The 20,701-nt window shown below is 67.3% G+C and carries 22 protein-coding genes and 2 pseudogenes; 11 read left to right on the forward strand and 13 right to left on the reverse strand.

Annotated elements, in window-relative coordinates; genetic code table 11:
* Positions 1-15 precede the first annotated feature (15 nt).
* The 5 genes from BVI061214_RS11510 to BVI061214_RS11530 are packed head-to-tail and all read left to right on the forward strand — an operon-like array spanning position 16 to position 4,855.
* Positions 16-1,077, forward strand: coding sequence for a class II aldolase/adducin family protein (locus BVI061214_RS11510; protein WP_053768484.1), 1,062 nt, complete (start codon positions 16-18; stop codon positions 1,075-1,077).
* Complete coding sequence (locus BVI061214_RS11515; RefSeq protein ID WP_053768485.1) at positions 1,074-2,159, forward strand: zinc-dependent alcohol dehydrogenase; 1,086 nt, start codon at positions 1,074-1,076, stop codon at positions 2,157-2,159. Before BVI061214_RS11510 ends, BVI061214_RS11515 begins: the two co-directional genes overlap by 4 nt.
* Before the next feature lie 39 nt (positions 2,160-2,198).
* Positions 2,199-2,684 carry a peroxiredoxin gene (locus tag BVI061214_RS11520; protein WP_053768486.1) on the forward strand — a complete coding sequence of 162 codons (486 nt, stop codon included), beginning with the start codon at positions 2,199-2,201 and terminating at the stop codon, positions 2,682-2,684.
* A gap of 34 nt (positions 2,685-2,718) precedes the next feature.
* Positions 2,719-3,573 (forward strand): cell division protein FtsX, encoded by an 855-nt coding sequence (locus BVI061214_RS11525; protein WP_053768487.1) that lies wholly within the window; start codon positions 2,719-2,721, stop codon positions 3,571-3,573.
* Between the two features lies 1 nt (position 3,574).
* Positions 3,575-4,855, forward strand: coding sequence for a murein hydrolase activator EnvC family protein (locus tag BVI061214_RS11530; RefSeq protein WP_053768488.1), 1,281 nt, complete (start codon positions 3,575-3,577; stop codon positions 4,853-4,855).
* Between the two features lie 104 nt (positions 4,856-4,959).
* On the opposite strand, the gene hpf is transcribed toward BVI061214_RS11530, so the two are convergent.
* Both hpf and BVI061214_RS11540 read right to left on the reverse strand, forming a co-directional pair.
* Positions 4,960-5,520 (reverse strand): ribosome hibernation-promoting factor, HPF/YfiA family, encoded by a 561-nt coding sequence (gene hpf / locus BVI061214_RS11535; RefSeq protein WP_053768489.1) that lies wholly within the window; start codon positions 5,518-5,520, stop codon positions 4,960-4,962.
* Positions 5,517-6,245, reverse strand: a complete 729-nt coding sequence (locus BVI061214_RS11540) for a cell division ATP-binding protein FtsE (RefSeq protein WP_053768490.1) — start codon at positions 6,243-6,245, stop codon at positions 5,517-5,519. Before BVI061214_RS11540 ends, hpf begins: the two co-directional genes overlap by 4 nt.
* Before the next feature lie 72 nt (positions 6,246-6,317).
* Here BVI061214_RS11540 and BVI061214_RS11545 point away from each other — a divergent pair, with 72 nt between their 5' ends.
* The gene (locus BVI061214_RS11545) at positions 6,318-7,637 is read left to right on the forward strand and encodes a S41 family peptidase (RefSeq protein WP_053768670.1); all 1,320 of its coding nucleotides are present in this window, start codon (positions 6,318-6,320) and stop codon (positions 7,635-7,637) included.
* A 49-nt stretch (positions 7,638-7,686) separates the two neighbouring features.
* Here the strand turns inward: BVI061214_RS11545 and BVI061214_RS11550 are convergent, their stop codons facing one another.
* From BVI061214_RS11550 to BVI061214_RS11565, 4 genes are all read right to left on the reverse strand, one after another.
* On the reverse strand, positions 7,687-8,553 hold the full coding sequence (locus BVI061214_RS11550) for a hypothetical protein (RefSeq protein WP_053768491.1): 867 nt from the start codon (positions 8,551-8,553) through the stop codon (positions 7,687-7,689).
* A gap of 100 nt (positions 8,554-8,653) precedes the next feature.
* Entirely contained in the window at positions 8,654-10,513 is a 1,860-nt protein-coding gene (gene metG / locus BVI061214_RS11555; protein WP_053768492.1) for a methionine--tRNA ligase, read from the reverse strand.
* Positions 10,514-10,788: 275 nt separating this feature from the next.
* On the reverse strand, positions 10,789-11,142 hold the full coding sequence (locus tag BVI061214_RS11560) for a DUF5615 family PIN-like protein (protein WP_082333173.1): 354 nt from the start codon (positions 11,140-11,142) through the stop codon (positions 10,789-10,791).
* An 8-nt stretch (positions 11,143-11,150) separates the two neighbouring features.
* A complete protein-coding gene (locus BVI061214_RS11565) occupies positions 11,151-11,369 on the reverse strand; it encodes a DUF433 domain-containing protein (RefSeq protein ID WP_003044893.1) in 219 nt (72 codons plus the stop codon).
* A 67-nt stretch (positions 11,370-11,436) separates the two neighbouring features.
* Here BVI061214_RS11565 and BVI061214_RS11570 point away from each other — a divergent pair, with 67 nt between their 5' ends.
* The gene (locus BVI061214_RS11570; RefSeq protein ID WP_053768493.1) at positions 11,437-11,757 is read left to right on the forward strand and encodes a DUF6883 domain-containing protein; all 321 of its coding nucleotides are present in this window, start codon (positions 11,437-11,439) and stop codon (positions 11,755-11,757) included.
* Positions 11,754-11,972, forward strand: coding sequence for a DUF4926 domain-containing protein (locus BVI061214_RS11575; RefSeq protein WP_003044896.1), 219 nt, complete (start codon positions 11,754-11,756; stop codon positions 11,970-11,972). Before BVI061214_RS11570 ends, BVI061214_RS11575 begins: the two co-directional genes overlap by 4 nt.
* Positions 11,973-12,079: 107 nt before the next feature.
* On the opposite strand, the gene rpiA is transcribed toward BVI061214_RS11575, so the two are convergent.
* The 3 genes from rpiA to BVI061214_RS11590 are packed head-to-tail and all read right to left on the reverse strand — an operon-like array spanning position 12,080 to position 13,721.
* Positions 12,080-12,763, reverse strand: a complete 684-nt coding sequence (rpiA, locus tag BVI061214_RS11580; RefSeq protein WP_053768494.1) for a ribose-5-phosphate isomerase RpiA — start codon at positions 12,761-12,763, stop codon at positions 12,080-12,082.
* On the reverse strand, positions 12,763-13,236 hold the full coding sequence (gene bcp / locus BVI061214_RS11585; protein ID WP_003044899.1) for a thioredoxin-dependent thiol peroxidase: 474 nt from the start codon (positions 13,234-13,236) through the stop codon (positions 12,763-12,765). Before bcp ends, rpiA begins: the two co-directional genes overlap by 1 nt.
* Complete coding sequence (locus BVI061214_RS11590; RefSeq protein ID WP_003044901.1) at positions 13,236-13,721, reverse strand: adenosine diphosphatase; 486 nt, start codon at positions 13,719-13,721, stop codon at positions 13,236-13,238. Before BVI061214_RS11590 ends, bcp begins: the two co-directional genes overlap by 1 nt.
* 49 nt (positions 13,722-13,770) lie before the next feature.
* On the opposite strand from BVI061214_RS11590, the gene mqnC reads away from it, so the two are divergent.
* Positions 13,771-14,907, forward strand: a complete 1,137-nt coding sequence (mqnC, locus tag BVI061214_RS11595) for a cyclic dehypoxanthinyl futalosine synthase (protein WP_156303268.1) — start codon at positions 13,771-13,773, stop codon at positions 14,905-14,907.
* A gap of 55 nt (positions 14,908-14,962) precedes the next feature.
* Here mqnC and trpA read toward each other — a convergent pair whose 3' ends face one another.
* Together trpA and trpB are read right to left on the reverse strand one after the other, a co-directional pair.
* Positions 14,963-15,742, reverse strand: coding sequence for a tryptophan synthase subunit alpha (gene trpA / locus BVI061214_RS11600; protein WP_053768495.1), 780 nt, complete (start codon positions 15,740-15,742; stop codon positions 14,963-14,965).
* Positions 15,739-16,956 (reverse strand): tryptophan synthase subunit beta, encoded by a 1,218-nt coding sequence (gene trpB / locus BVI061214_RS11605; protein ID WP_053768496.1) that lies wholly within the window; start codon positions 16,954-16,956, stop codon positions 15,739-15,741. The genes trpA and trpB overlap by 4 nt, the downstream gene beginning before the upstream one ends.
* A gap of 178 nt (positions 16,957-17,134) precedes the next feature.
* Here trpB and thyX point away from each other — a divergent pair, with 178 nt between their 5' ends.
* The gene (gene thyX / locus BVI061214_RS11610; protein ID WP_053768497.1) at positions 17,135-17,938 is read left to right on the forward strand and encodes an FAD-dependent thymidylate synthase; all 804 of its coding nucleotides are present in this window, start codon (positions 17,135-17,137) and stop codon (positions 17,936-17,938) included.
* Here the strand turns inward: thyX and ligA are convergent.
* Positions 17,928-19,952, reverse strand: coding sequence for an NAD-dependent DNA ligase LigA (gene ligA, locus BVI061214_RS11615; RefSeq protein ID WP_053768498.1), 2,025 nt, complete (start codon positions 19,950-19,952; stop codon positions 17,928-17,930). The genes thyX and ligA overlap by 11 nt on opposite strands.
* Positions 19,953-20,027: 75 nt before the next feature.
* On the opposite strand from ligA, the pseudogene BVI061214_RS14230 reads away from it, so the two are divergent.
* Positions 20,028-20,135: pseudogene (locus BVI061214_RS14230) on the forward strand (IS982 family transposase); the annotation flags it as partial.
* A gap of 17 nt (positions 20,136-20,152) precedes the next feature.
* Here BVI061214_RS14230 and BVI061214_RS11620 read toward each other — a convergent pair.
* Positions 20,153-20,701 (reverse strand): annotated as a pseudogene (locus tag BVI061214_RS11620) (IS1634 family transposase); the annotation flags it as partial.

Here is a 20,701-nt window from a genome sequence, read left to right on the forward strand (position 1 = left end):
GACAAGGAGGGAAGCATGTGGACCTACCTGATCCACGGCGAGCCAACCCCGGGGGTGGCGAGGCTTCTTGAGGGCGTGGGGCGGGCCCTCGAGGCCCGGGGCTTCCGCCACAGCCCCGAGGCCGAGGCCCCCAACCTGGTCCTGAACGCCATCACAGAGGAGAACCCCAAGCCCTACCGCCGCCGAGCCCAGGCCACCTTCGTGGCCTCGGTCCTGGAGCTTCCCCGCTTCCCCGAGGAGCCCATCAAGGAGCTCTACCCCTACCTGGTCCGGGCCCTTTCCAACGTCCTCCTGGCCTATGTGCCCGGCGAGGGGGCGGCCTTCCTCACCCTGGAGCTGGGCCACTACCGGGAGAAGGAGGGGGAGGGGTTTTACGAGCGGGTGGCGGAGCGCCTGATGCCCATCGCCTGCAGCCGCCTGGTCATTGACAACATCTTCGTGCCCGACCTGGAGCCGGAGCTCTGGGAAGGGGACGAGCTAACCGAAAGCATGTACCGGGCGGGCAGGAAGCTCAAGGAGTGGGACCTTCTGCCCGCGCCCTTCCCCATTGAGGAGATCCTCCCTCCCGAGGACCTCCGCCACGTGAAAAGGCTCTACGGCATCGGCGGGCTTTCTTACGGCAACCTTTCCGTGCGCAAGGACGAAAGGCGCTTCTGGATGTCGGCGAGCGGCGTGGACAAGGCCAACCTCAAGGTGGTCGGCCGGGACATCCTCATGGTGAAGGACTACGACCCCGAGAAGAACGCCATCCTCCTCTCGGTGCCGCCCCACGTGGAGCCAAGGCGGGTTAGCGTGGACGCCATTGAGCACTGGATGATCTACCGGGAGCACCCCGGGGTGGGGGCTATCCTCCACGTCCACGCCTGGATGGAGGGGGTGCCCGCCACCCCCTTCAACTACCCCTGCGGCACGTATGAGCTGGCCCAGGCGGTGGCGGAGAAGGTGCGGGAGGCCCCAGACCCCACCCGGGCGGTGGTGGGCCTCAAAAACCACGGCCTCACCATCACCGGCCGGAGCCTGGACGAGATCCTGGAGAGGATAGAGGGGAAGCTGGTCCGCACCGTGCCCATGTCATGAAGGCCCTCCGCTACACCCCTTCCCTCCCCCGCTTCTTCGGGGCCAGGCTTTTGGGCAAGCGTTTTCCCAAGGCGCTTCTCCCCCTAAGGCTGGAGGAGGTCCCCTTGCCCGAGAGGGCGGGCTTCCAGAGGGTCCGGGTCCACCTCGCTGGGGTCTGCGGCTCGGACCTGGCCCTCCTCTACGGGAAAAGCCCCCCCACCATAAGCCCCTTTTTCTCCTTTCCCGCCGTTTTGGGCCACGAGATCCTGGGGGAGGTGGAAGGGGAGAAGGTGGCGGTGAACCCCCTCCTCGCCTGCGCCGACCGGGGCCTTCCCCCCTGTCCCATGTGCCAGAAGGGGGAGGAGGGCCTCTGCCAGAACGTGGCCGAGGGCGACCTGGCCCCGGGGATGCTGGGCTACAACCAGGACCTCCCCGGGGGCTGGGGGGAGTGGGTCCTGGCCCGTAAGGAGCGCCTCTACCCCATCCCCCAGGGGGTCCCGGACGAGCGGGCGGTCCTGGCCGAGCCCCTGGCCGTGGTCCTCCGGGGGCTGGGGAAGTCAAGGCCCTGGCCGGAGGAGGTCCTGATCCTGGGCATGGGGACCATCGGCCTCATGGCGGTCCGCCTCCTAAGGGCCTTGGGGTATTTGGGCAGGGTCCACGCCGTGGCCAAGTACCCCCACCAGGCGGAGCGGGCCAGGGCCTTCGGGGCGGAGAAGGTCTACGGGAGCGCCAGGGAGGCCCTTCAGGAAAGGGCCAGGCGCTACCGCTACCTCCTCTTTGAGGGGTACCGGGGGGGCTACCCCTGGGTAGTGGAGGCCTCGGGGAGCGGGAAGGGCTTCCGGGAGGCCCTCGCCCTGGCCGAGGAGGGGGGAAAGGTCCTCCTCCTGGGGGCCCCGGGCCTGGAGTGGGCCGATCTTTCCCCCTTCTGGTTCAAGGAGGTGGCCCTCGTGGGGAGCTACACCTACACCCGGGAGGAGTTCGGCGAGGCCGTGGCCCTCCTAAGGGAGCTTCAGGGCCTCGAGAGCCTGGTGGGCGGGATCTTCCCCCTGGAGGCGTGGCAAGAGGCCCTTAGCGTCAGGGGCAAGGCCCTCTTCCGACCCTAGGCCACTTTCTCTCCAGGGCTTTCCCCCTAAGCTCACCTTATGCGCCTCGCAACCCTCCTCCTCTTCCTGGGCTTCCTCCGGGCCGCCGCCCTCTCCCCCGGGGACAAGGCTCCGGTCCTCGAGGCCAAGGACAGCTACGGCCGCCCCGTGGACTTCCGGGGGAGCTACGTGGTCCTTTGGTTCTACCCCAAGGCCAAAAGCCCCGGGTGCACCGCCCAGGCCAAGCGCTACTCCGAGCTCTACCTCGAGTTCCAGAAGCTTGGGGCCCGGGTCTACGGGGTGAGCCACGACCCCGCCCAGGAGCAGTGCGACTTCGTGGAGAAGCTGGCCCTCAAAGGGGGGATGATCCCCGACCCCGAGGGCCGCCTGGCCCGGGCCTTCGGCGTGCGGAGCCTCTTGGGCTTTTACAGCCGGGACACCATCCTCTTAAACCCGGAAGGCCGGGTTGAGCGCATCTGGCGGAACGTCAACCCCTTCCAGGACGCGGACACCGTCCTGGCCTATTTGAGGGGTAAGGCCCGCTAAAGGCTTCTCATCTGAAGGCCGTAAGATAGGGGGCGTGTACGCCCTCCGCGAGGCCTTTAGGCAGGTCCTCCGCCACCCCACGGCCAGCCTAGCCACCTTCTTCACCGCCTTGGTCTCCTTCGCCCTCCTCTACTTCCTGGGCCTCCTCCTTTGGAACCTGGAAAAGGTGGTCCAGAGCCTGGAGCGGGAGCTGGAGGTGGCCGCCTTCCTGAAGGACGGGGCCAACGTGGAGGCCCTCCTCACGGAGATCCAGGCCTGGCCCGAGGTGGGGGAGGTGCGCCTGGTGACCAAGGAAGAGGCCCTGGCCCGGCTGGTCCTGGACTACCCCTACCTGGCCGAGGCCAAGGACCTGGTGGAAAACCCCCTCCCCGACACCCTGCGCCTGAGGCTCCAAACCCCAGAGGCGGTGCGGGAGGTGGCCCTGCGCCTCAAGGCTCTTCCCGGGGTGGAAGGGGTGGAGTACGGGGGGGAACTCACGGAAAGGCTGGTCCAGGTCCTCTCCGGAAGCCGCCTGGCCATGTTCCTGCTGGTGACCCTCCTTCTCCTCAACACCTTCTTCAGCGTCATGGGGGCCATCCGCCTCTCCGTGGAAAGCCGCAAAGAGGCCCTGGCCATCATGCTTTTGGTGGGGGCCACTAGGCGCTTCATCCAGGCCCCCTTCGTCCTGGAAGGGGTCTTGCTCACGCTGAGCGCTGGGGTTCTCGCCGTTTTGGCCGGGGGTGGGCTCTACCTGGCCCTGGGGCGGGCGGCCCAGGGGCTTCTCCCCTTCCTGCCGGTCCTGGAGCGCCAGGACCTGGTGAGGATCGGGCTTCTCGTCCTGCTGCTTTCGGCCTTCCTGGGGGCGGGCGGGGCCTACATGGCCAGCCGGGCCTACCTGAAGGAGGCCTAGGATGCGGCTTTTGGCCTGGCTCCTTCCCCTCTTCGCCCTCCTGGCCCTGGCCCAGGACGTGGCCACCCAGGAGAAGCGGGTGAGGGACCTCGAGGCCGAGGCCGCCCGGGCCAAGGCCCTGGAACAGGAGGCCCAGGCCCGCATCCAGAAGCTGAACCAGGCGCTCGCCCGCCTCTCCAAGAGGGTAGCGGACCTCCTCCAGGAAAAGGCCCGCCTGGAAAAGGAAATCGCCCGCCTGGAGGCGGAGCGAATGGCCCTCCGCCAGGAGATCGCCCGCCTGGAGGAGGCGGTGCGGGAGACCGAGGCCCGCATCGCCAAGCTGGAAAAGGACCTGGCCGCCCTTAAGGAGCGCCTGCAGGCCCTCATGCGAAGCCTCCACCGGGAAAGGGCCGGGCGCTACCTACCCCTCCTCCGGGCCCAGTCCTTCACCGACCTGGCGGTGCGGGCCCGCTGGGTGGGGTACATCTCTAAGCAGGACGCCGACCTGGTGCGCCAGCTCCAGACCACGTTGAAGGCTTTGGGCGAGGAGCGGGAGCGCCTCAAGCTCCTCCTCCAAAGCCTCTCCGAAAAAGAACGGGCCCTGGCCGAAATCCAGCGGAAGCTGGAGGCCGAGCGGCAGAACCTCCTCACCACCCTGGCCTCCCTGAGGAAGGAAGAGGAGGGCAAGAAGGCCCTCCTGCGGGACGCCCTAAGCGAGCGCCAGCGCCTGCAAAGCGCCCTGGCCCAGCTCCAGGCCCGGGTCCTGGCCGAAAGGCAGAGGCTTCTTTTGCTCAAACGCCAGGAAGAGGAGCGCAGGCGGCAGGAGGAGGAAAGGAGGCGGCAGGAGGAGGCCCAGCGGAAACAGGCCACCCTAAGGCCTTCCCCGGCCCCGGCCCAGGTGGTGGTCCCCCCACCTCCCCTGCCCGCCACCGTGGGCCGGCTGGCCTTCCCCGTCCCCGGGGGCCGGGTGGTGGTGCCCTACGGCCAGGAAGGTCCCTTCCAGGTCATCGCCGGCCCCGTCCCGGGAAGCCCGGTCCAGGCCGCCGCCGATGGGTACGTGGCCGGGGTCCTCTACCTGCCCAACCTGGGCTACACCGTGATGCTGGTCCACACGGAGACCTTATCCACCGTCTACACCAACCTCCAGGAGCCCCTGGTGGCCGAGGGCCAGAAGGTGAGCCGGGGCCAGCTCCTGGGCTACACCGGGGGCGGCCTCCTCATCCGCCCCGAGGAGCTGGAGTTCCGGGTGGCCGCGCGCGTGGGGGAGGAAACCCGCTTCGTGGACCCCGCCGCCTACTACTAAGTGCCCCGCTGTGGCCAAAGCGGGCCCATGCCTGGTAACTCCCCAGGAACCTTTTGCCGGGGCCCCCATGCTGGCCCAAGCCAGCATGGGGTGGTATTAGAGGCTCAGGCGGGCTCAATGAGGCCGTAGTTCCCGTCCTTGCGGCGGTAAACCACGTTGATCTCGTCGGTCTTGGCGTTGCGGAAGACGAAGAAGTCGTGCCCCAGGGCCTCCATCTGGAAGACGGCCTCCTCGGGGTCCATGGGCTTCATCTCAAAGCGCTTGACCCGGACGATCCTGGGGCCTTCCTCCTCCTCGGGCTTGCGCAAGGCTTCCATGTCCCGCACCTCAGGGGGAGGGGGGCCCTGGTAGGAGTGGCGCTTGCCCACGAAGCGGCGCTCCTTGTAGCGCTTGAGCTGGATCTCCAGCCGGTCCACCATGCGGTCAATGGCGGCGTAGAGGTCCTGGTCCTCCTCCTCCACCCTGAGAAGCCCCCCGGGGAGGTCCAGCTGGACCTCGGCCTTGGCCCGCTTCTCCACGTGGGGGCTACCCGCCAGAGAAAGGACCACCTTGGCCATGAGCTCGCCGTTTTGGTAGCGATCCAGGCGGGAGAGCTTCTTCTCCACGTAGTCGCGGATGGCGTCGGTGATCTCCAGGTTGCGGCCGACGAGCTTGTAGACGTTCATGCCTCCTCCTTTCCGCCCCAGTCAGGGCCTTCCCTTACCCTTATGCTACCACCCTCCCCGGGACGCTCGTCCCTCACCACCTGACCCGCCTTCAGCACCACCACCCGGGCCGGATAGGCCTCCAGAAGCTCCCGGCTGTGGGTGGCCACCACCACCGTGGCCCCCCGCTGGTGGGCCGCCTTGAGGATGTCCAGGACCTGGAGGGCGTTTTCCGGGTCCAGGTTGCCCGTGGGCTCGTCGGCCAAGATCACCGGAGGGTCCAGGAGGAGGGCCCTGGCCAGGGCCACCCGCTGGGCCTCCCCCACGCTAAGCTCCTCGGGAAAGGCCCGCTTTTTGTGGAAAAGCCCCACCCGGCGCAGGGCCGTGGCGATGCGCTCCGGCCACTCCCTGGGCGGAACCCCCTGGACCTGCAGGACGAACCTGAGGTTTTCCTCCACCGTCATATCCGCAAGAAGGCGGTGGTCCTGGAAAACCATGCCGATGCGGCGGCGGTGGAAGGCAATGCCGTCCCCCTTCAGGGCCTTCAGGTTCTGCCCGGCGAAGTAGACCGCCCCCTGGGTGGGCACGAGCCGCCTCAGGATGAGGGAGAGGAGGGTGGACTTCCCCGCCCCCGAGTGGCCCACCACGTAGACAAACTCCCCCTTCTTGACCTCGAGGCTCACCCCGTAGAGGGCCTTGGTGCCCGTGCGGGGGTACTCGAGGCTCACCCGGTGAAAGGCGATCATGCCCCCACTATATAGCGGCCCACCCTTTCTTCTCATGGAGAGGCGCTATAGTGAGAGGTAGTGAGGGAGAAGATGAAGCGACGCGCGTGGTTTTTGGTGGGGCTTGGGGTGCTCCTGGCCCTGGTCTACGCCCAGCTCCCCCGCCCCCAGGCGGAAAGCCTTCTGCAAAACCCCAACGGCCAGGCCCTCTTGGAGGTCTACCAGAGGATCCAGCAGGACTACCTGGAGCCCCTCTCCAAGGAGAAGCTGAACGCCCTTCTGGAGGGGGCCATCGGCGGGATGGGGGGGGCCCTCAAGGACCCCTTCACCAGCTACTCCCCGCCCCAGCGGGCAAGCCTTCGGCAGGAGGACCTCCGGGGCGAGTTCTTCGGCATCGGGGCCACGCTCACCCCCGCCAACCCCGACGGCACCGGGGCCAAGATAGAGGGGGTCATGAAGGGCCTCCCCGCCCAGCGGGCCGGGATGCGGGCGGGGGACGTGATCCTGGAGGTGGACGGCGAGGACGTGACCGCTCTCCCCCTCCAGGAGGTGGTGGCCCGCATCCGGGGACGAGAGGGGACCAAGGTCACCATCAAGGTGCGCCGGGAGGGCGTACCCGCCCCCCTGGTCTTTGAGCTCATCCGGGAGAAGGTGGAGATCATCTCCGTCTCCGTCGGGAAGATTGGCGACGTGGGCTACGTGGCCCTGGAGACCTTTGGCAACTTCAAGGTGGAGGACCAGCTAAAGAAGGCCATAGAGGGCCTGAAGGCCCAGGGGGTCAAGAAGCTCATCTTTGACCTCCGGGACAACGGCGGCGGCCTCCTGGACCAGGGGTGCGCCGTGGCCAGCGCCTTTTTAAAGGAGGGCCCCATCGTCTACCCCCGCACCAGGAACCTCACCCGGGTCTGGTGCGAGGCCTCGGGCAGGCCCCTGTGGGACGGCCCCATGGTGGTCCTGGTCAACGGCAACTCCGCCTCGGCCAGCGAGATCGTGGCCGGGGCCCTGCAGGACTACGGCCGGGCCCAGGTGATCGGGGAGAAGACCTTCGGCAAGGGCGTGGGCCAGACCCCCTACACCCTGGCCAACGGCGGGGAGCTCACCCCGGTCACCTTTGAGTGGCTCACCCCCAAGCGCCGGGCCATCAACAAGGAGGGCCTGAAGCCCGACATAGAGGTCAAGGACACCCGCTTCCCCACGCCCTTCTCCTTCCAGGGGGCCGGGGCCCCGCCAGGGGCGGAGGTCACCGTGACCCTAAATGGCAAGACCGTGAAGGTGAAGGCCGACACCGAGGGCAAGTTCTCCTACGCCGAGCCCCAGAAGAGCCGCCCCCTGCCCGAGGAGCGGGGCCAGGCGGTGCTGGACCCGGAGGGGGACGCCATCCTGAAGAAGGCCCTCGAGGTCCTGGGTAAGTAGTGAAAAAGCGCCAGGGGCCGGGGATTCCCCGGCCCCTTTCCCGTACTCCCTATTTGGGGATGGGGATGTTCCGCCAAACGATCCTTTGCCAGTCCTTGCCGTCAAATACCTCAAACTCGGCGTAGAGAATGGTCATGCCTCTGGCATCCCCTGGCGAATAAAATTTTAAGGACACCAAGAGGGGTATACCCGCGATGAAATCGCTTCTGCCCCCGCTCACACCCCATACACCGCCTGTGCGCTGCTGGCCGTCTTCCAGAATAGTCCTGGTTTTGTCAAAGCGAATCTGGAGATTAGAATCAATAGAGGAAGTAACCTTGTAGTTGAAGACGACTACCCAACTACAACATTCGGTTGTAATTGACTGCAGCTCAAACGTGAACGGCCCCACCACGAAGCGCTTCCAGGGTTCGGCGGTGTCGGCGGGAGCGGCGGGCTGGGCCTGGGGCGCGGGAGCCTGGGCCTGAGGCGGCAGCGCTTGGCCGATGGGGATGCCCCGGAACTCCATGCCCCCAAAGTAGAGGGCGGCGAAGAAGGTCTCCTCCTGGGGAACGTTGGGGAAAACCAGCTTCCCGGAAGCCCTTCCCCCGGCGGGTAGGGCGAAGGTGGACTTGGTGACGTCCACCTGCCCCCCTTCCACCGTCAGGTAGCCGGGGTAGCTGAAGCCCCGGGCGGAGATGGCCCTCACCCCTTGGTGGGGCACGGTCACCTGCTGGTTGGTGCGGGCCGCGCTCTGGATCTGCACGGCGCAGACCACCTTGCCCTCCTGATCCCGGGCGCACCCCTGGATCTTAAAGGTGGCGGACACGTTAGCCGAAGCCACCTCTATCACCGGCCCCGAGGGCTTGGGCAGGTTCACCTGTTGCGCCACACCCAGCGCGGCCAAAACCCAAAGAAAGGCCAGCGTTCTTTTCATGGTAACCTCCTCTAGCCTGACCGCAAAAGGGCCAGGCTTTTTCTAAGATAGAGGCGTCTTCCAGCAAAAAGATGAGAACCGGGTTAAGAGCGCCTTAAGCCTAGCGCACCACCGCCCCCAGAGGGATGTCCCCGTCTACGGTGACCAGGACCAGGTCCTCCCCCTCCTGGGCCGCCAGGATCATGCCCTGGCTCTCCACGCCCCGGAGCCTGGCCGGCTTGAGGTTGGCTACCAGCACCACCTTCTTGCCCACAAGGTCCTCGGGGCGGTACCACTTGGCGATGCCGGAGACCACGGTGCGCTCCTCGTTCCCCAGGGAAAGGGTGAGGACCAGGAGCTTGTCGGCGTTGGGGTGCTTCTTTGCGGCCACCACCTGGGCCACCCGGAGCTCCACCTTGGCGAAGTCCTCTATGGTGATGGGCTCCCTCTTTTCCTTTTCTTCCTTTTTCTCCACCTTCCCCTCCTTGGGGAAAAGCACCGGAGCCTCCTCGGGGATGGGCCCGGGCAGGGCGAGCCCCCAGCGCTCGGCCTCCTCCAGGCGCACCTCCTCCTTAAGGCCCAAAGCCCGCCTCAGCTCCGCCATCTTGCCCGGCATGGCGGGGGTGAGGAGGATGGAGGCGATCCTGAGGCCTTCCACCACCCGGTAGAGGACCGCCTGGGCCTCCTTTGGGTCCTTCTTGTAAAGCTCCCAGGGCCGCTTTTCGTTGATGTAGCGGTTCAGGGCCTTGACGTAGGCCATGACCTCCTCGAGGGCCACGTGGAACTTAAGCTCCCGCACCAAAGAGCGGAGCCGCCCGGGAAGCCCAACCCCCTCCTCAAGCTCCTCCCCGGGAACGGGCTCGGGAACGCGCCCTTCGGCGAAGCGGAAGAGCATGGCCCGGGTGCGCTGGACCAGGTTCCCCAGATCGTCGGCCAGGTCGGATTCATACCGGGTCCTGAGGGCCTCCTCGCTCACCGGGGTGTCCTGGCCGTAAGGGATCTCCCTAAGGAGGTAGTAGCGGAGGGCGTCCCGCCCGTAGCGCTCCGCCAGGGAGAAGGGGTCCACCACGTTGCCCAGGGTCTTGGACATCTTGCGCCCATCGGGGCCCAGCAAAAACCCCCCCACGTTCAGGTGGCGGTACATGGGGATGCCCGCCGCCTTCAGCATGGTGGGCCAGAAAACGGCGTGGGGCTTCAGGATGTCCTTGCCGATGAGGTGCCAGGCGTGGGGCCAGAAGGTCCGGTACTTCTCCCCGTCGGGGTAGTCCAGGGCGGAGACGTAGTTGAGGAGGGCGTCAAACCACACGTAGGTCACGTGCTCCTCGTCCCAGGGGAGAGGGATGCCCCAGGGAACCCGGGACTTGGGCCGGGAGATGGAGAGGTCTCCGATGGGCTCGGAGAGCATAGATAGGACCTCGCTCCGGTACCCCTCGGGGCGGATGAGGTCGGGATGGGCCTTCAGGTAGTCCAAAAGCCACTCCCGGTACTTCTCCATGCGGAAGAAGTAGTTCCCCTCCCGCCGCCTCTCCACCGGGCGGCCGTGGATGGGGCAAAGCCCCTCGGAGAGCTCCTTTTCCGTGTAAAACCGCTCGCAGGAAACGCAGTAAAGCCCCTCGTACTCGCCGTAATAGATGTCCCCCGCCTCGTAGACCTTCTTGAGGACCAGCTGCACCACCCGCTTGTGGCGCTCCTCCGTGGTGCGGATGAAGTCGTCGTAGGCGATGCCGAGAAGCTCCCAGGCCTTTTTAAAGCGCTCCGAGACCCGGTCCACAAAGGCCTTGGGGTCCTCCCCCGCCCTCTCGGCGGCCCGGTAGACGGTCTCCCCGTGCTCGTCGGTGCCGGTCAGGAAGTAGGTGCGGTAGCCGTCCAGGCGGTAAAAGCGGGCCAGGAAGTCCGCCACCACCGTGGTGTAGGCGTGGCCCAGGTGGGGCTCGGCGTTCACGTAGTAGATGGGGGTGGTCACGTAAAAGACCTTTTCCATGCACCCTCCGGGGAAGCTGGGGCACGGGTTCCCCACATGCCCTTCAGCACCAACATGGTACACTTCTCCTACGCCTGCCGCAAAATCTTCGCCACCTCCGGCTTCAACCTTGGGACCTCGCTCTGAGCGACATCCCAAACCAACTCCAGGTCTACCCCACTCTCTCCGCAGTTCCCCAAGCGCTACGAGGTGCGCCCCTACCCCGACGGGAGCCGGGCGGTGGTGGCGTGGGACCTCGAGGCCCTCGAGGCCTGGTACAAGCGGGTGCTGAGGGGCTAGCCCAGGGGTAGGCGCCGCACCCGCACCCTCCGGTCCTCCACCACCACCAAGGCCCCGGCCCGCAAGTCCTCCTCCAAGCTCTTCAGAACAGCTAGGAGGCGTGGTCCCACCGCCTGAGGCCTTAGGTCTCCGGTACGGAGCAGGATGACGCTGGGGCGGCGGCCCTTGCCCAGGGCGAGCAGGGTCCCCATGTCCTGGTCGTGGGTCAGGAGCACATACCCCCCCTCAGCGGCGGTTTCAAGGAGCCTCTCGTCTGGGGCCGTAAGAGGGCCAAGGGCCGACCAGTGAACCGCCTCCACGCCCCTCTCCTGAAAGAACTCCACCCACCTTAGCGTGAGGTTCACGTCCACCAAAAGCCTCAGACGGCCACCTCCCGCTCGTCGGCGAGGTGGGCCGCGTACTCCAGGGCGGCGTCTATGTCCTCCCGCTCCAAGTAGGGGTAATCGCGAAGGATCTCCTCCGGGGTCTGATGGCGCAACAGGGTGAGGATCGTCCCCACCGTGATCCGCATGCCCCGGATGCAAGGCCTCCCCCCCATGACCTGGGGGTCAAAGGTGATGCGCTCACGCCAGCCCACGGTTCCATTGTAGCCGAGGCGGCCTGGGGCGCGGTCTGATCAAAGCGCTCAGGTGTAGACTTCCCTCGTGCGCTTTTTCGTGCCCAAGGAAAAGCTGGTCGCCTATCTCCTCAACCCCAAGCATCCTGAGGGGGGTAGCAAGGCCCGCTTCTTCATGGCCTTGGGCTTTTCCCCAGACGCCCCGGAGGCGCTGGAGGTGGCCCTGCTCCAACACGCCCAGGAGGCAGAGGAGGTGAGCCGACAGCCCGGCTACCTGGGCCAGGGGCTCGTCCTGGTCCTAAGGGGTCCCCTCCGAGGACCCAGGCGAGAGGTCTTCCTCCAGAGCGTCTGGTACCTTGAGGGAGAGGTAGCCCGTTTGGTGACGGCGTACCCATGGAGGGGGCGATGATCCGCGAGCACGACCTGGTAGTCCTCAGGCGGGACAAAAGGGAGTGGGGCCTCGAGGCGGGGGATGTGGGGACCGTGGTCCTGGTCTACCCCAAGGGGGGGTACATGGTGGAGTTCGTGGACCACGAGGGGAACACCCTGGCCCTCCTGGACCTCGCCGAGGAGGAGGTGGAGCCTCTGAGGGGCCCCGCCCTCCTTCGGGCCAAGACCGCCTGAGGAGCCTCTTCTTTAGGCCCGGGAAGCCCATTTGGACCCGGCTCCCGCAGCGACGTTCCCCGACCCGGGTTGACCCCAACCCCTGGGGTGTGAAAAAAGAGGGGGCGCTACGGCAAGAGCTCCTCCACCCCCATGGGCCCCCCGATCAGGGCCCGGGTGGCCAGGCCCACGAAGATCCCCGTTTCCACCACGCCGGGAATCTCCAGGAGGGCTTTGTGCAGGCCCAGGGGGTCCCCGATGGGGCCGAAGCGGCAGTCGGCGATGAGGTGGCCGTTGTCGGTGAAGTAAAACTCGTCCCCGTCCATGCGCAATGCGGGCTCGCCCCCCAGGTGGGCGATGGCCCTAAGGGTGGCCTGGTGGCCGAAGGGGACGATCTCCACCGGCACCACGCCCCGGCCCAGGACGGGAACCTTCTTGGTGTGGTCGGCCACCACGATGAACTCCCCCGCCGTGGCCTCCACGATCTTCTCCCGGAGGAGGGCCCCGCCCAGGCCCTTGATGAGGGAGAGGTCGGGGGCGATCTCGTCGGCCCCGTCAATGGCCAGGTCCACCCCCTCCGGCGGCAGGTCTACGAGGGGAATCCCCTCCTTCAGGGCCAGGTCCCGGGTGGCCTCGGAGGTGGGGACCCCCCGCACCGCCTTGAGCTCCCCCTCCCGGAGGCGGCGGGCCAGCTCCAGGACGGCGTAGCGGGCGGTGGAGCCGGTGCCCAGCCCCACCACCATGCCGTCTTGCACGTAGGCCACGGCGGCGTGGGCGGCCTCCTTCTTGTAGGCCTCGAGGGGCCTCTCCACTACTCCCCCCTTGCCTGGCGCAGGGCCTCCGCCACCTCCTCGGCGTGCCCCTCCGGGGACACCTTGCGCCACACCTTGGCGATTCTGCCCTCAGGGTCTATGAGAAAGGTCTGCCGCAACACCCCTTCGTACTCCTTCCCGTAAAGGTTCTTCTTCCCCCAGGCCCCGTAGGCCAGGATGGCCTGGCGCTCGGGGTCGGCGAGGAGGGGAAAGTTGAGGCCGTACTTCTCGGCGAAGCGCTTGTGGCTCGCCACGTCGTCGGCGGAAACCCCAAGGACCACGGCCCCCAGAGCCTGCAGGTCCCCCATGCGGTCCCGGAAGCCGCAGGCCTCCTTGGTGCAACCGGGGGTGTCGTCCTTGGGGTAGAAGTAGAGGACCACCCACCGCCCCCGGTAGTCCGAAAGGCGGTGGACCCTGCCCTCCTGGTCGGGAAGGGCGAAGTCTGGAGCTAAGGTGCCTTCCATGCCGGGCATTATAGCTTGTAGCCGAAGCGGCGGAGGAGGTCCTTACGCCAGGCCACCTCGGCCTCGTCCTCCACGCCCAGGGGCTTGAAGCCGTCCATCACGCCCAGGATGGCCCTCTGCTCCCCCTCCTCGGCCACCACCACCTGAAGGGGGTTGGCGGTGGCGGCGAAGATCCGGACCACCTCGGGGCAGGCCTTCACCGCGTGGAGGACGTTGATGGGGTAAAACCCCTCGCCCAACACGATGAGGAAGGCGTGGCCCGCGGCGATGTTGAGGAGGTTCCTGACGGCGAGGTCCGTAAGGGCCTCGTCCGTCCCCGAGCGGCGGATGAGGCGCTTCCCGCTGGCCTCCGAGAAGGCGAGGCCGAACCTGATGCCGGGCACGGCGGTCACCAAGGCCTCGTGCAGGTCCTCCACCGTCTTGATAAAGTGGGCCTGGCCCAGGATCACGTTCAGGTTCTCCGGCTTCTCCACGGGGATCAGCTTGAGCTCCATGCCCCGATTTTACCGGAGGCCACCCTGGCCCCGGCAAAGGGGGTGTAGCATGAGGGGCATGGACGTCCTGGAGAAGGCCGTGGCCGGGGAAAGGCTTTCGCAGGAGGAGGTGCTAACCCTCTTTGACCTCCCCCTCCCCGAGCTCGCCGCCGCCGCCCACGAGGTGCGCCTCAGGAAGACCGACCCCGAGGTGGTCACCTTCCTCATAGACCGCAACATCAACTACACCAACGTCTGCACCGTGGCCTGCGCCTTCTGCGCCTTCTACCGCACCAAAAGGCAGAAGGACGCCTACACCCTGAGCTACGAGGCCATCGCGGAGAAGATTGAGGAGCTCTACCGGGTGGGGGGAAGGCGCATCCTCCTCCAGGGCGGGGTGAACCCCGAGCTTCCCCTGGAGTGGTACCTGGACCTCCTCCGCTACCTCAAGGGCCGCTTCCCCGACCTGCGCATAGACGCCTTCAGCCCCGAGGAGATCCTGGGCCTGGAGAGGCTCACCGGCCTCCGGGCCGAGGCCATCCTGGAGAGGATGAGGGAGGCGGGCCTGGACGGGATGCCGGGAGCGGGGGCGGAGATCCTGGTGGACGAGGTGCGGCTCAAGGCCGCTCCCGCCCGCATAAGGGTGGCGGACTGGTACCGCATCGTGGACGCCGCCCAGGCCCTGGGCCTCTACACCCTGGCCAGCATGGTCATCGGCTTCGGGGAGGGGAAGGAGGAGCGCGCCGCCCACCTCCTGGGCCTAAGGGCCCAGCAGGACCGGGCCCTGGAGCGCCACAAGAACGGCTTCGCCGCCTTCGCCCTCTGGACGCTCCAGGTGGAGCACACCCGCCTCAAGGGCAAGGCCCCGGGGGCCACGGCCCACGAGTACCTGAAGACCCTGGCCGTGGCCCGGCTCACCCTGGACAACTTCGCCCACTTCCAGGCCTCCTGGCCCACCCTGGGCTTCAAGGTGGCCCAGGCCGCCCTGTACTACGGGGCCGACGACTTCGGGAGCACCATGCTGGAGGAGAACGTGGTCTCGGCGGCGGGAGGGCACGGGCGCACCCACGCCACGGTGCGGGAGATCGTGCGCCACATCGTGGACGCCGGGTTCCGGCCGGCAGAAAGGGACCCCCTTTACCGCATCCTCCGCTATCCGGACCCCGAGGCCATCCTGAAGGAGCCCGTGGAGCTCCCCATGGCCTAAGTACCCCGCCGTGGCCAAAGCCACGGCGGGGACCCCAAAAAGACGTACCGGAGCCTTAGGAGGGGACGGGCCGCATGAGGCCTTCCCTGATCTCCTCCAGGAGGGGTCTTAAGGGGCGGCCCGCCTCGAGGGCCTGGATGAGGGCGCTCCCCACCACCACCCCGTCGGCCACCGCCGCCTGGGCCGCCGTCTTCCGTCCCGAAACCCCAAAGCCCAGGGCCACCGGCAGGTCGGTGGCCGCCTTGATGCGGGCCACGAGGTCCCTGACCTCCTCGGGAAGCCTCTCCCGCGCCCCCGTGACCCCGGTCACGGAGACGGCGTAGACGAAGCCGGTGGCGTACTGGGTCACGGTGCGGATCCTGGCCTCCGTGGAGGTGGGGGCCAGGAGGAAGACCGTCTCCAGGCCGATCTCCTGGGCCAGGCGCACCAGAGCCGGGTCCTCGTCGGGGGGGAGGTCGGGGAGGATCAGGCCCGTGGCCCCGGCCTGCCGGAAGAGGCTAAAGAAGCGCTCCGGCCCCCAGGCCAAAACGGGGTTCAGGTAGGTCATGAGGAAGATGGGCTTCTCCGTGAGGCTCCGCACCTCCTTGACCAGCTCCAAAACCCCCTGGACGCTCATCCCCTTCCTGAGGGCGGCCTCGCTGGCCCGCTGGATCACCGGCCCGTCCCCCAGGGGGTCCGAGTAGGGGAGGCCGATCTCCAGGAGGTCGGCGTAGGGCAGAACCTCCTTCACCGCCTCCAAAAAGCCCTCCCGGCTGGGGAAGCCGGCGGTGAGGTAGGGGATGAGGGCGGCCCGGCCTTCCGCCTGGGCCCTGGCGAAGGCTTCCTTGGTGGTCACAGCTCCCCTCCCAGAAGGCGCATGACCTCGGTCACGTCCTTGTCCCCCCGGCCCGAGAGGTTGATGACCACGATCTCGTCCTTCCCCATCTCCGGGACCACCTTGGCGGCGTGGGCGACGGCGTGGGCCGATTCCAGGGCGGGGATGATGCCCTCGAGGCGGGCCAGGAGCTTGAAGCCCTCCAGGGCCTCCTCGTCGGTGACGGCGGCGTACTCGGCCAGGCCGGCGTCGGCGTAGTAGCTGTGCTCCGGCCCCACCCCGGGGTAGTCCAGGCCGGCGGAGACCGAGTGGGCCGGGGTGATCTGGCCGTCGTGGTCGTAGAGGAGGTACATGTAGCTCCCGTGCAAGACCCCCCGCTTCCCCGCCCCGATGCTGGCGGCGTGGCGGCCGGTGCTGAGCCCCTCCCCCGCCGCCTCCACCCCGATGAGCCTGGGCCTTTCTCCCTCGGGAAGGTAGGCGAAGGGAGCGAAGAGGCCGATGGCGTTGGAGCCCCCGCCCACGGCGGCGATGAGGGCGTCGGGGTAGCGGCCGAAGCGCTCCAGGCTCTGCCGCTTCACCTCCTCCCCGATCACGCTCTGGAAGTCCCGCACCATCATGGGGTAGGGGTGGGGGCCCACCACCGAGCCCAGGATGTAAAAGGTGGTGCGCACGTGGGTGATCCAGTCCCGTATGGCCTCGTTGGTGGCGTCTTTAAGGGTGCGGCTCCCCGAGGCCACCGGGCGCACCTCGGCCCCCAGAAGCTTCATGCGGAAGACGTTCAGGGCCTGCCGCCTGACGTCCTCCTCGCCCATGTAGACCACGCACTCCAGGCCAAAGAGGGCGGCCACGGTGGCCACGCTGACCCCGTGCTGGCCCGCTCCCGTCTCGGCCACCACCCGCCTCTTGCCCATGCGGCGGGCCAGGAGGGCCTGGCCCAGGGTGTTGTTGATCTTGTGGGCCCCGGTGTGGAGGAGGTCTTCCCGCTTCAGGTAGACCTGGGCCCCGCCCCAGTGCTCGCTGAGCCTCCGGGCGTGGAAGAGGGGGGTGGGGCGGCCCGCGAACTCCCTCAGGTAGTACTCCAGCTCGGCCAAGAAGGCGGGGTCCTCCTTGGCCTCCCGGTAGGCGGCCTCCACCTCCTCGAGGGCCGGGATCAGGGTCTCCGGCACGTACCGCCCCCCGTAGGGTCCAAAGCGGCCCCTCGCGTCCGGTAAGGGAAAATCCGGCAAAGTCAGCATGCTTTTCTCCAAAAAAGGCGCCAAGCGCCCTCAGCCTTTCCATCCTAAGCCCCGGGCCGAAAAAGGCCAAGCCTAGGCTCGGTAGCGGCCGTGGCGCCTTTTAAAGGCGAAGGGCGTCCTCTTCCGCATGCCCTAAGGGTAGCGGGGGCGAGGGCGTTAGGCAAGTAGACTGTGAGGCATGGACTTCATTCCCGTACTGGACAAGGGCTTCGTGCGTCTGGTGGAGGTCATGGGGGGCGACCATTCCATCGTCCAGGCGGCCCGGGTCTCCTACGGCCCGGGCACCAAGACCGTGCGGGAGGACCGGGCCCTCATTGACTACCTCATGCGCCACCGCCACACCAGCCCCTTTGAGATGGTGGAGTTCAAGTTCCACGTGAAGGCCCCCCTCTTCGTGGTGCGCCAGTGGTTCCGCCACCGCACGGCCAGCGTCAACGAGATCTCCGGCCGCTACTCCGTCCTCAAGGAGGAGTTCTACGAGCCCGAGCTCTGGCGAAAGCAGGCCGGGAAGAACAAGCAGGGCTCGGAAGGGGCCTTCCCCGACGAGGAGGCGGATGGGCTCCTCCGCCAGGTGGAGGAGGTGGCCTACGCCGCCTACCAGGCCCTTCTGCAAAAGGGGGTGGCCCGGGAGATGGCCCGCATGGTCCTGCCCCTGAACCTCTACACCGAGTTCTACTGGAAGCAGGACCTCCACAACCTCTTCCACTTCCTCACCCTCCGCCTGGCCCCCGAGGCCCAGTGGGAAATCCGGCAGTACGCCAGGGCCATCGCCGAGATCGTGAAGGCCCACGTGCCCATGGCCTGGGAGAGCTACGAGGAGCACGTCCTAGGGGGCCAAAACCTCTCCCGCACCGAGCTTATGGTCTTAAGGGGCCTCCTCACCCCGGAGGTGTACGAGAAGGCCCTGAGGGAGCTTGGGCTTCCCGAGTCCCGGGTCCGGGAAGCCTTGGAGAAGCTCTTCGGCGGACCGCCTAGGCCGTGAGGGGCCTTGGGTCCTTGCCCGTCCTCTCCTCAATGAGGCGGTAGAGCTCCTCCTCGCTCAGGGTGGGGACCCCCAAGGCGCGGGCCTTTTCCAGCTTGCTCCCCGGGTTCTCCCCCACCACCAGGAAGCCCGTCTTGCGGCTCACCGAGTCCGTCACCTTGGCCCCAAGCCGCCTAAGGAGGGCCTTCACCTCCTCCCGGGGCCGGGAAAGCTCCCCGGTGATGACGAAGGTGAGCCCCTTCAAGGCCTCGCCCTCCCGCTCTTTGGCCTCCATCTCCACCCCGGCCTCCTTCAGGCGGCGCACCAGGTCCCGGAACTCCGGGTCCTTTAGGGTATTCAGGATGGCCCGGGCGGTGAGCTCGCCCACCCCCTCCACCTCCAGGAGGTCCTCGAGGCCCGCCTCCAGAAGGCGGTCCATGTGGCCGAAGCGGAGGGCCAGGTTCCGGGCCAGCACCTCCCCCACCCCGGGAAGGCCCAGGGCGTAAAGGAGGCGCTCCAGGCCGCGGCCCTTGCTCTCCTCTATCTGGCGGAGGAGGTTCTCTGCGCTCTTCTCCCCCATGCGCTCCAGGTCCAAGAGGTCCTCCTTCCTCAGCCGGTAGAGGTCGGCCACGTCCCGGACCAGGCCCTTTTCCAGAAGCTTTTCTATGAGCTTCTCCCCCAGGCCCTGGATGTCCATGGCCTTGCGGGAGGCGTAGTGGCGGATGGCCTCAAAGCGCTTGGCGGGGCACAAGGGGTTGGGGCAGCGGTGGACCTTCCCCTCCTTGAGGAGGGCGTGGCCGCACTCGGGGCAGTTCTCGGGCCAGAGGATGGGCTTCTCCTCCCCGGTGCGGCGCTCTTTCAGGACCCTCAGCACCTCGGGAATCACCCCGCCCGCCTTGTGGACCAGCACCCAGTCGCCGATGCGCACGTCCAGCTCCTCAATGAAGCTCTCGTTGTGGAGGGTGACCCGGCTCACCTCGCTGCCCTCTATGAAGACGGGCTCCAGAACGCCCACGGGGGTGATGCGCCCGGTCCGCCCCACCTGGAAGGCCACGGAGAGGAGGCGGGTCTCCTTCTCCTCGGCCGGGAACTTGTAGGCGAGGGCGAAGCGGGGGGCGCGGGCGGTGTAGCCCAGCTCCCGCCAGAGGGCGAGGTCGTCCAGCTTGACCACCACCCCGTCGGCCTCAAAGGGAAGCTTCCGCCTCTCCTTGAGCCAAGCCTGGTAGACCTCCTCCACCCCCTCCGCCCCCAGGGCCCGGGTGAAGCCGTGCTCCACGGGAAAGCCCCGCTCCTTCAGCCATAGGAGAAGGTCGTGCTGGCTTTTTAACCCGGTTTCCTCCAGGCCCAGCCCCAGGGCGTAAAAGGTGGCCCTCAGGCCCCGCCTGGCCGTGACCCTGGGGTCTTTCTGCCGCAAGGACCCGGCGGCGGCGTTCCTGGGGTTTTTGAAGATGCGCTCCCCCGCCTCCTCCAGCTCCTGGTTGAGCCTGAGGAAGGCCTCTATGGGCATGTAGACCTCGCCCCGGACCTCGAGGCGGTCCGGAACGCCCGTGAGGCGGCGGGGAATGGTGCGGATGGTGAGGAGGTTCTGGGTCACCTCCTCCCCGGTCTCCCCGTCGCCCCGGGTGGCCCCAAAGACGAGGATGCCCTCCTCGTAGTAGAGGTTCACGGAAAGACCGTCCACCTTGTGCTCCACGGTGTAGAGGAAGGGCCCCTTCCGCCCCAGGGCCCGCTCTATCCGCTCCTCAAAGGCCCTCACCTCGTCCAAGGAAAAGGCGTTGTCCAGGGAGTACATGCGGGTGGGGTGGCGCACCGGGCGGAAGGTGGACTCCAGAGGCCTCGCCCCCACCTGTTCCGTGGGGGAGTCGGGGCTTTTGAGCTCGGGAAAACGCTCCTCCAGCTCCTTAAGCTCCCTAAGGAGCCGGTCGTACTCGGCGTCGGAGATCTCGGGGGCGTCCAGGACGTAGTAGAGGTAGTTGTGGTAACGGATCAGGTCCCTGAGTTCGTTGACGCGCCTGCGGGCCGCCTCGAGGGTCATGCCTTGAGTTTACCCGGCCGGGTATAATAGCCCAAGTTGCTACCTACCCCCTGGGCCAGAAAAATAGTGGCCGCTATGCTTTCGCACACCATAGCGGCCTTTTGCATCATAGACGATGCCCTCCAGGCGATGGGCTACAAGGACGACCCCCAGGCCAAAACACCCGCGTCCGCTATCCTTACCCACATTCCGCACCCCCCTCACTCCAGGAGGTAATATCGCTGTGCCCCCAGCAGGCGCACCGCGGTCTCGTGATGGGGGGCCAGGTTGAGGACCAAGGGCCTGCCCTCCAGCTCCACCAGGCGCACCCAGATGAAGAGCCCGAACACCCAGCGCAGGGTGGGTCTTTGGCCAGAGGGTAGACCAAAAGGACCAGGGCCATCACCCGCTCCGGCCGCTTCAGGAAGGTGCTGCCGGTGAAGAACAGAGGGTCTTTGAGAAACCGGAAGCCCCGCTCCACCGTTCGGGTCTGGTCCTTGTACCGCCCCAGCACCTCCCCGGCCGGCAGGGCCTCCCGGTCTAGGACGTCCGTGGCCAGGAGGAAGCGTCCCAGGCCCCGCCTCGCCCGCTCCAGCTTCCCCTCGTCCACCTCCAAGCGGGCCAGGAGGCGGTAGCCCACCGAGAGGGGCGCCTCCCCCTTCCAGGGACGCCCCACCCGCCCCCAGCGCCGCTCTTCCTGTACCCCCAGGTAGACCAGGCGGTGGGAGGAAAGCTTCCCACTGGCCTCCTCATCTACCGCCAGGGCCCGC

Origin of the sequence: Thermus aquaticus (assembly GCF_001280255.1) — a bacterium.
Lineage (GTDB): Bacteria > Deinococcota > Deinococci > Deinococcales > Thermaceae > Thermus > Thermus aquaticus.

Excerpts from the sequence above, each read along its gene's own strand:
- hpf (WP_053768489.1), bottom strand. The coding sequence starts at position 5,520 with ATGAACGTCTACAAGCTCGTCGGCCGCAACCTGGAGATCACCGACGCC.
- BVI061214_RS11510 (WP_053768484.1), top strand. The coding sequence starts at position 16 with ATGTGGACCTACCTGATCCACGGCGAGCCAACCCCGGGGGTGGCGAGG.
- BVI061214_RS11530 (WP_053768488.1), top strand. The coding sequence starts at position 3,575 with ATGCGGCTTTTGGCCTGGCTCCTTCCCCTCTTCGCCCTCCTGGCCCTG.
- metG (WP_053768492.1), bottom strand. The coding sequence starts at position 10,513 with ATGGAAAAGGTCTTTTACGTGACCACCCCCATCTACTACGTGAACGCC.
- BVI061214_RS11540 (WP_053768490.1), bottom strand. The coding sequence starts at position 6,245 with ATGATCGCCTTTCACCGGGTGAGCCTCGAGTACCCCCGCACGGGCACC.
- BVI061214_RS11550 (WP_053768491.1), bottom strand. The coding sequence starts at position 8,553 with ATGAAAAGAACGCTGGCCTTTCTTTGGGTTTTGGCCGCGCTGGGTGTG.
- trpB (WP_053768496.1), bottom strand. The coding sequence starts at position 16,956 with ATGCTGACTTTGCCGGATTTTCCCTTACCGGACGCGAGGGGCCGCTTT.
- BVI061214_RS11545 (WP_053768670.1), top strand. The coding sequence starts at position 6,318 with ATGAAGCGACGCGCGTGGTTTTTGGTGGGGCTTGGGGTGCTCCTGGCC.
- BVI061214_RS11515 (WP_053768485.1), top strand. The coding sequence starts at position 1,074 with ATGAAGGCCCTCCGCTACACCCCTTCCCTCCCCCGCTTCTTCGGGGCC.
- BVI061214_RS11520 (WP_053768486.1), top strand. The coding sequence starts at position 2,199 with ATGCGCCTCGCAACCCTCCTCCTCTTCCTGGGCTTCCTCCGGGCCGCC.
- mqnC (WP_156303268.1), top strand. The coding sequence starts at position 13,771 with ATGAGGGGCATGGACGTCCTGGAGAAGGCCGTGGCCGGGGAAAGGCTT.
- thyX (WP_053768497.1), top strand. The coding sequence starts at position 17,135 with ATGGACTTCATTCCCGTACTGGACAAGGGCTTCGTGCGTCTGGTGGAG.
- BVI061214_RS11575 (WP_003044896.1), top strand. The coding sequence starts at position 11,754 with ATGATCCGCGAGCACGACCTGGTAGTCCTCAGGCGGGACAAAAGGGAG.
- bcp (WP_003044899.1), bottom strand. The coding sequence starts at position 13,236 with ATGCCCGGCATGGAAGGCACCTTAGCTCCAGACTTCGCCCTTCCCGAC.
- BVI061214_RS11590 (WP_003044901.1), bottom strand. The coding sequence starts at position 13,721 with ATGGAGCTCAAGCTGATCCCCGTGGAGAAGCCGGAGAACCTGAACGTG.
- ligA (WP_053768498.1), bottom strand. The coding sequence starts at position 19,952 with ATGACCCTCGAGGCGGCCCGCAGGCGCGTCAACGAACTCAGGGACCTG.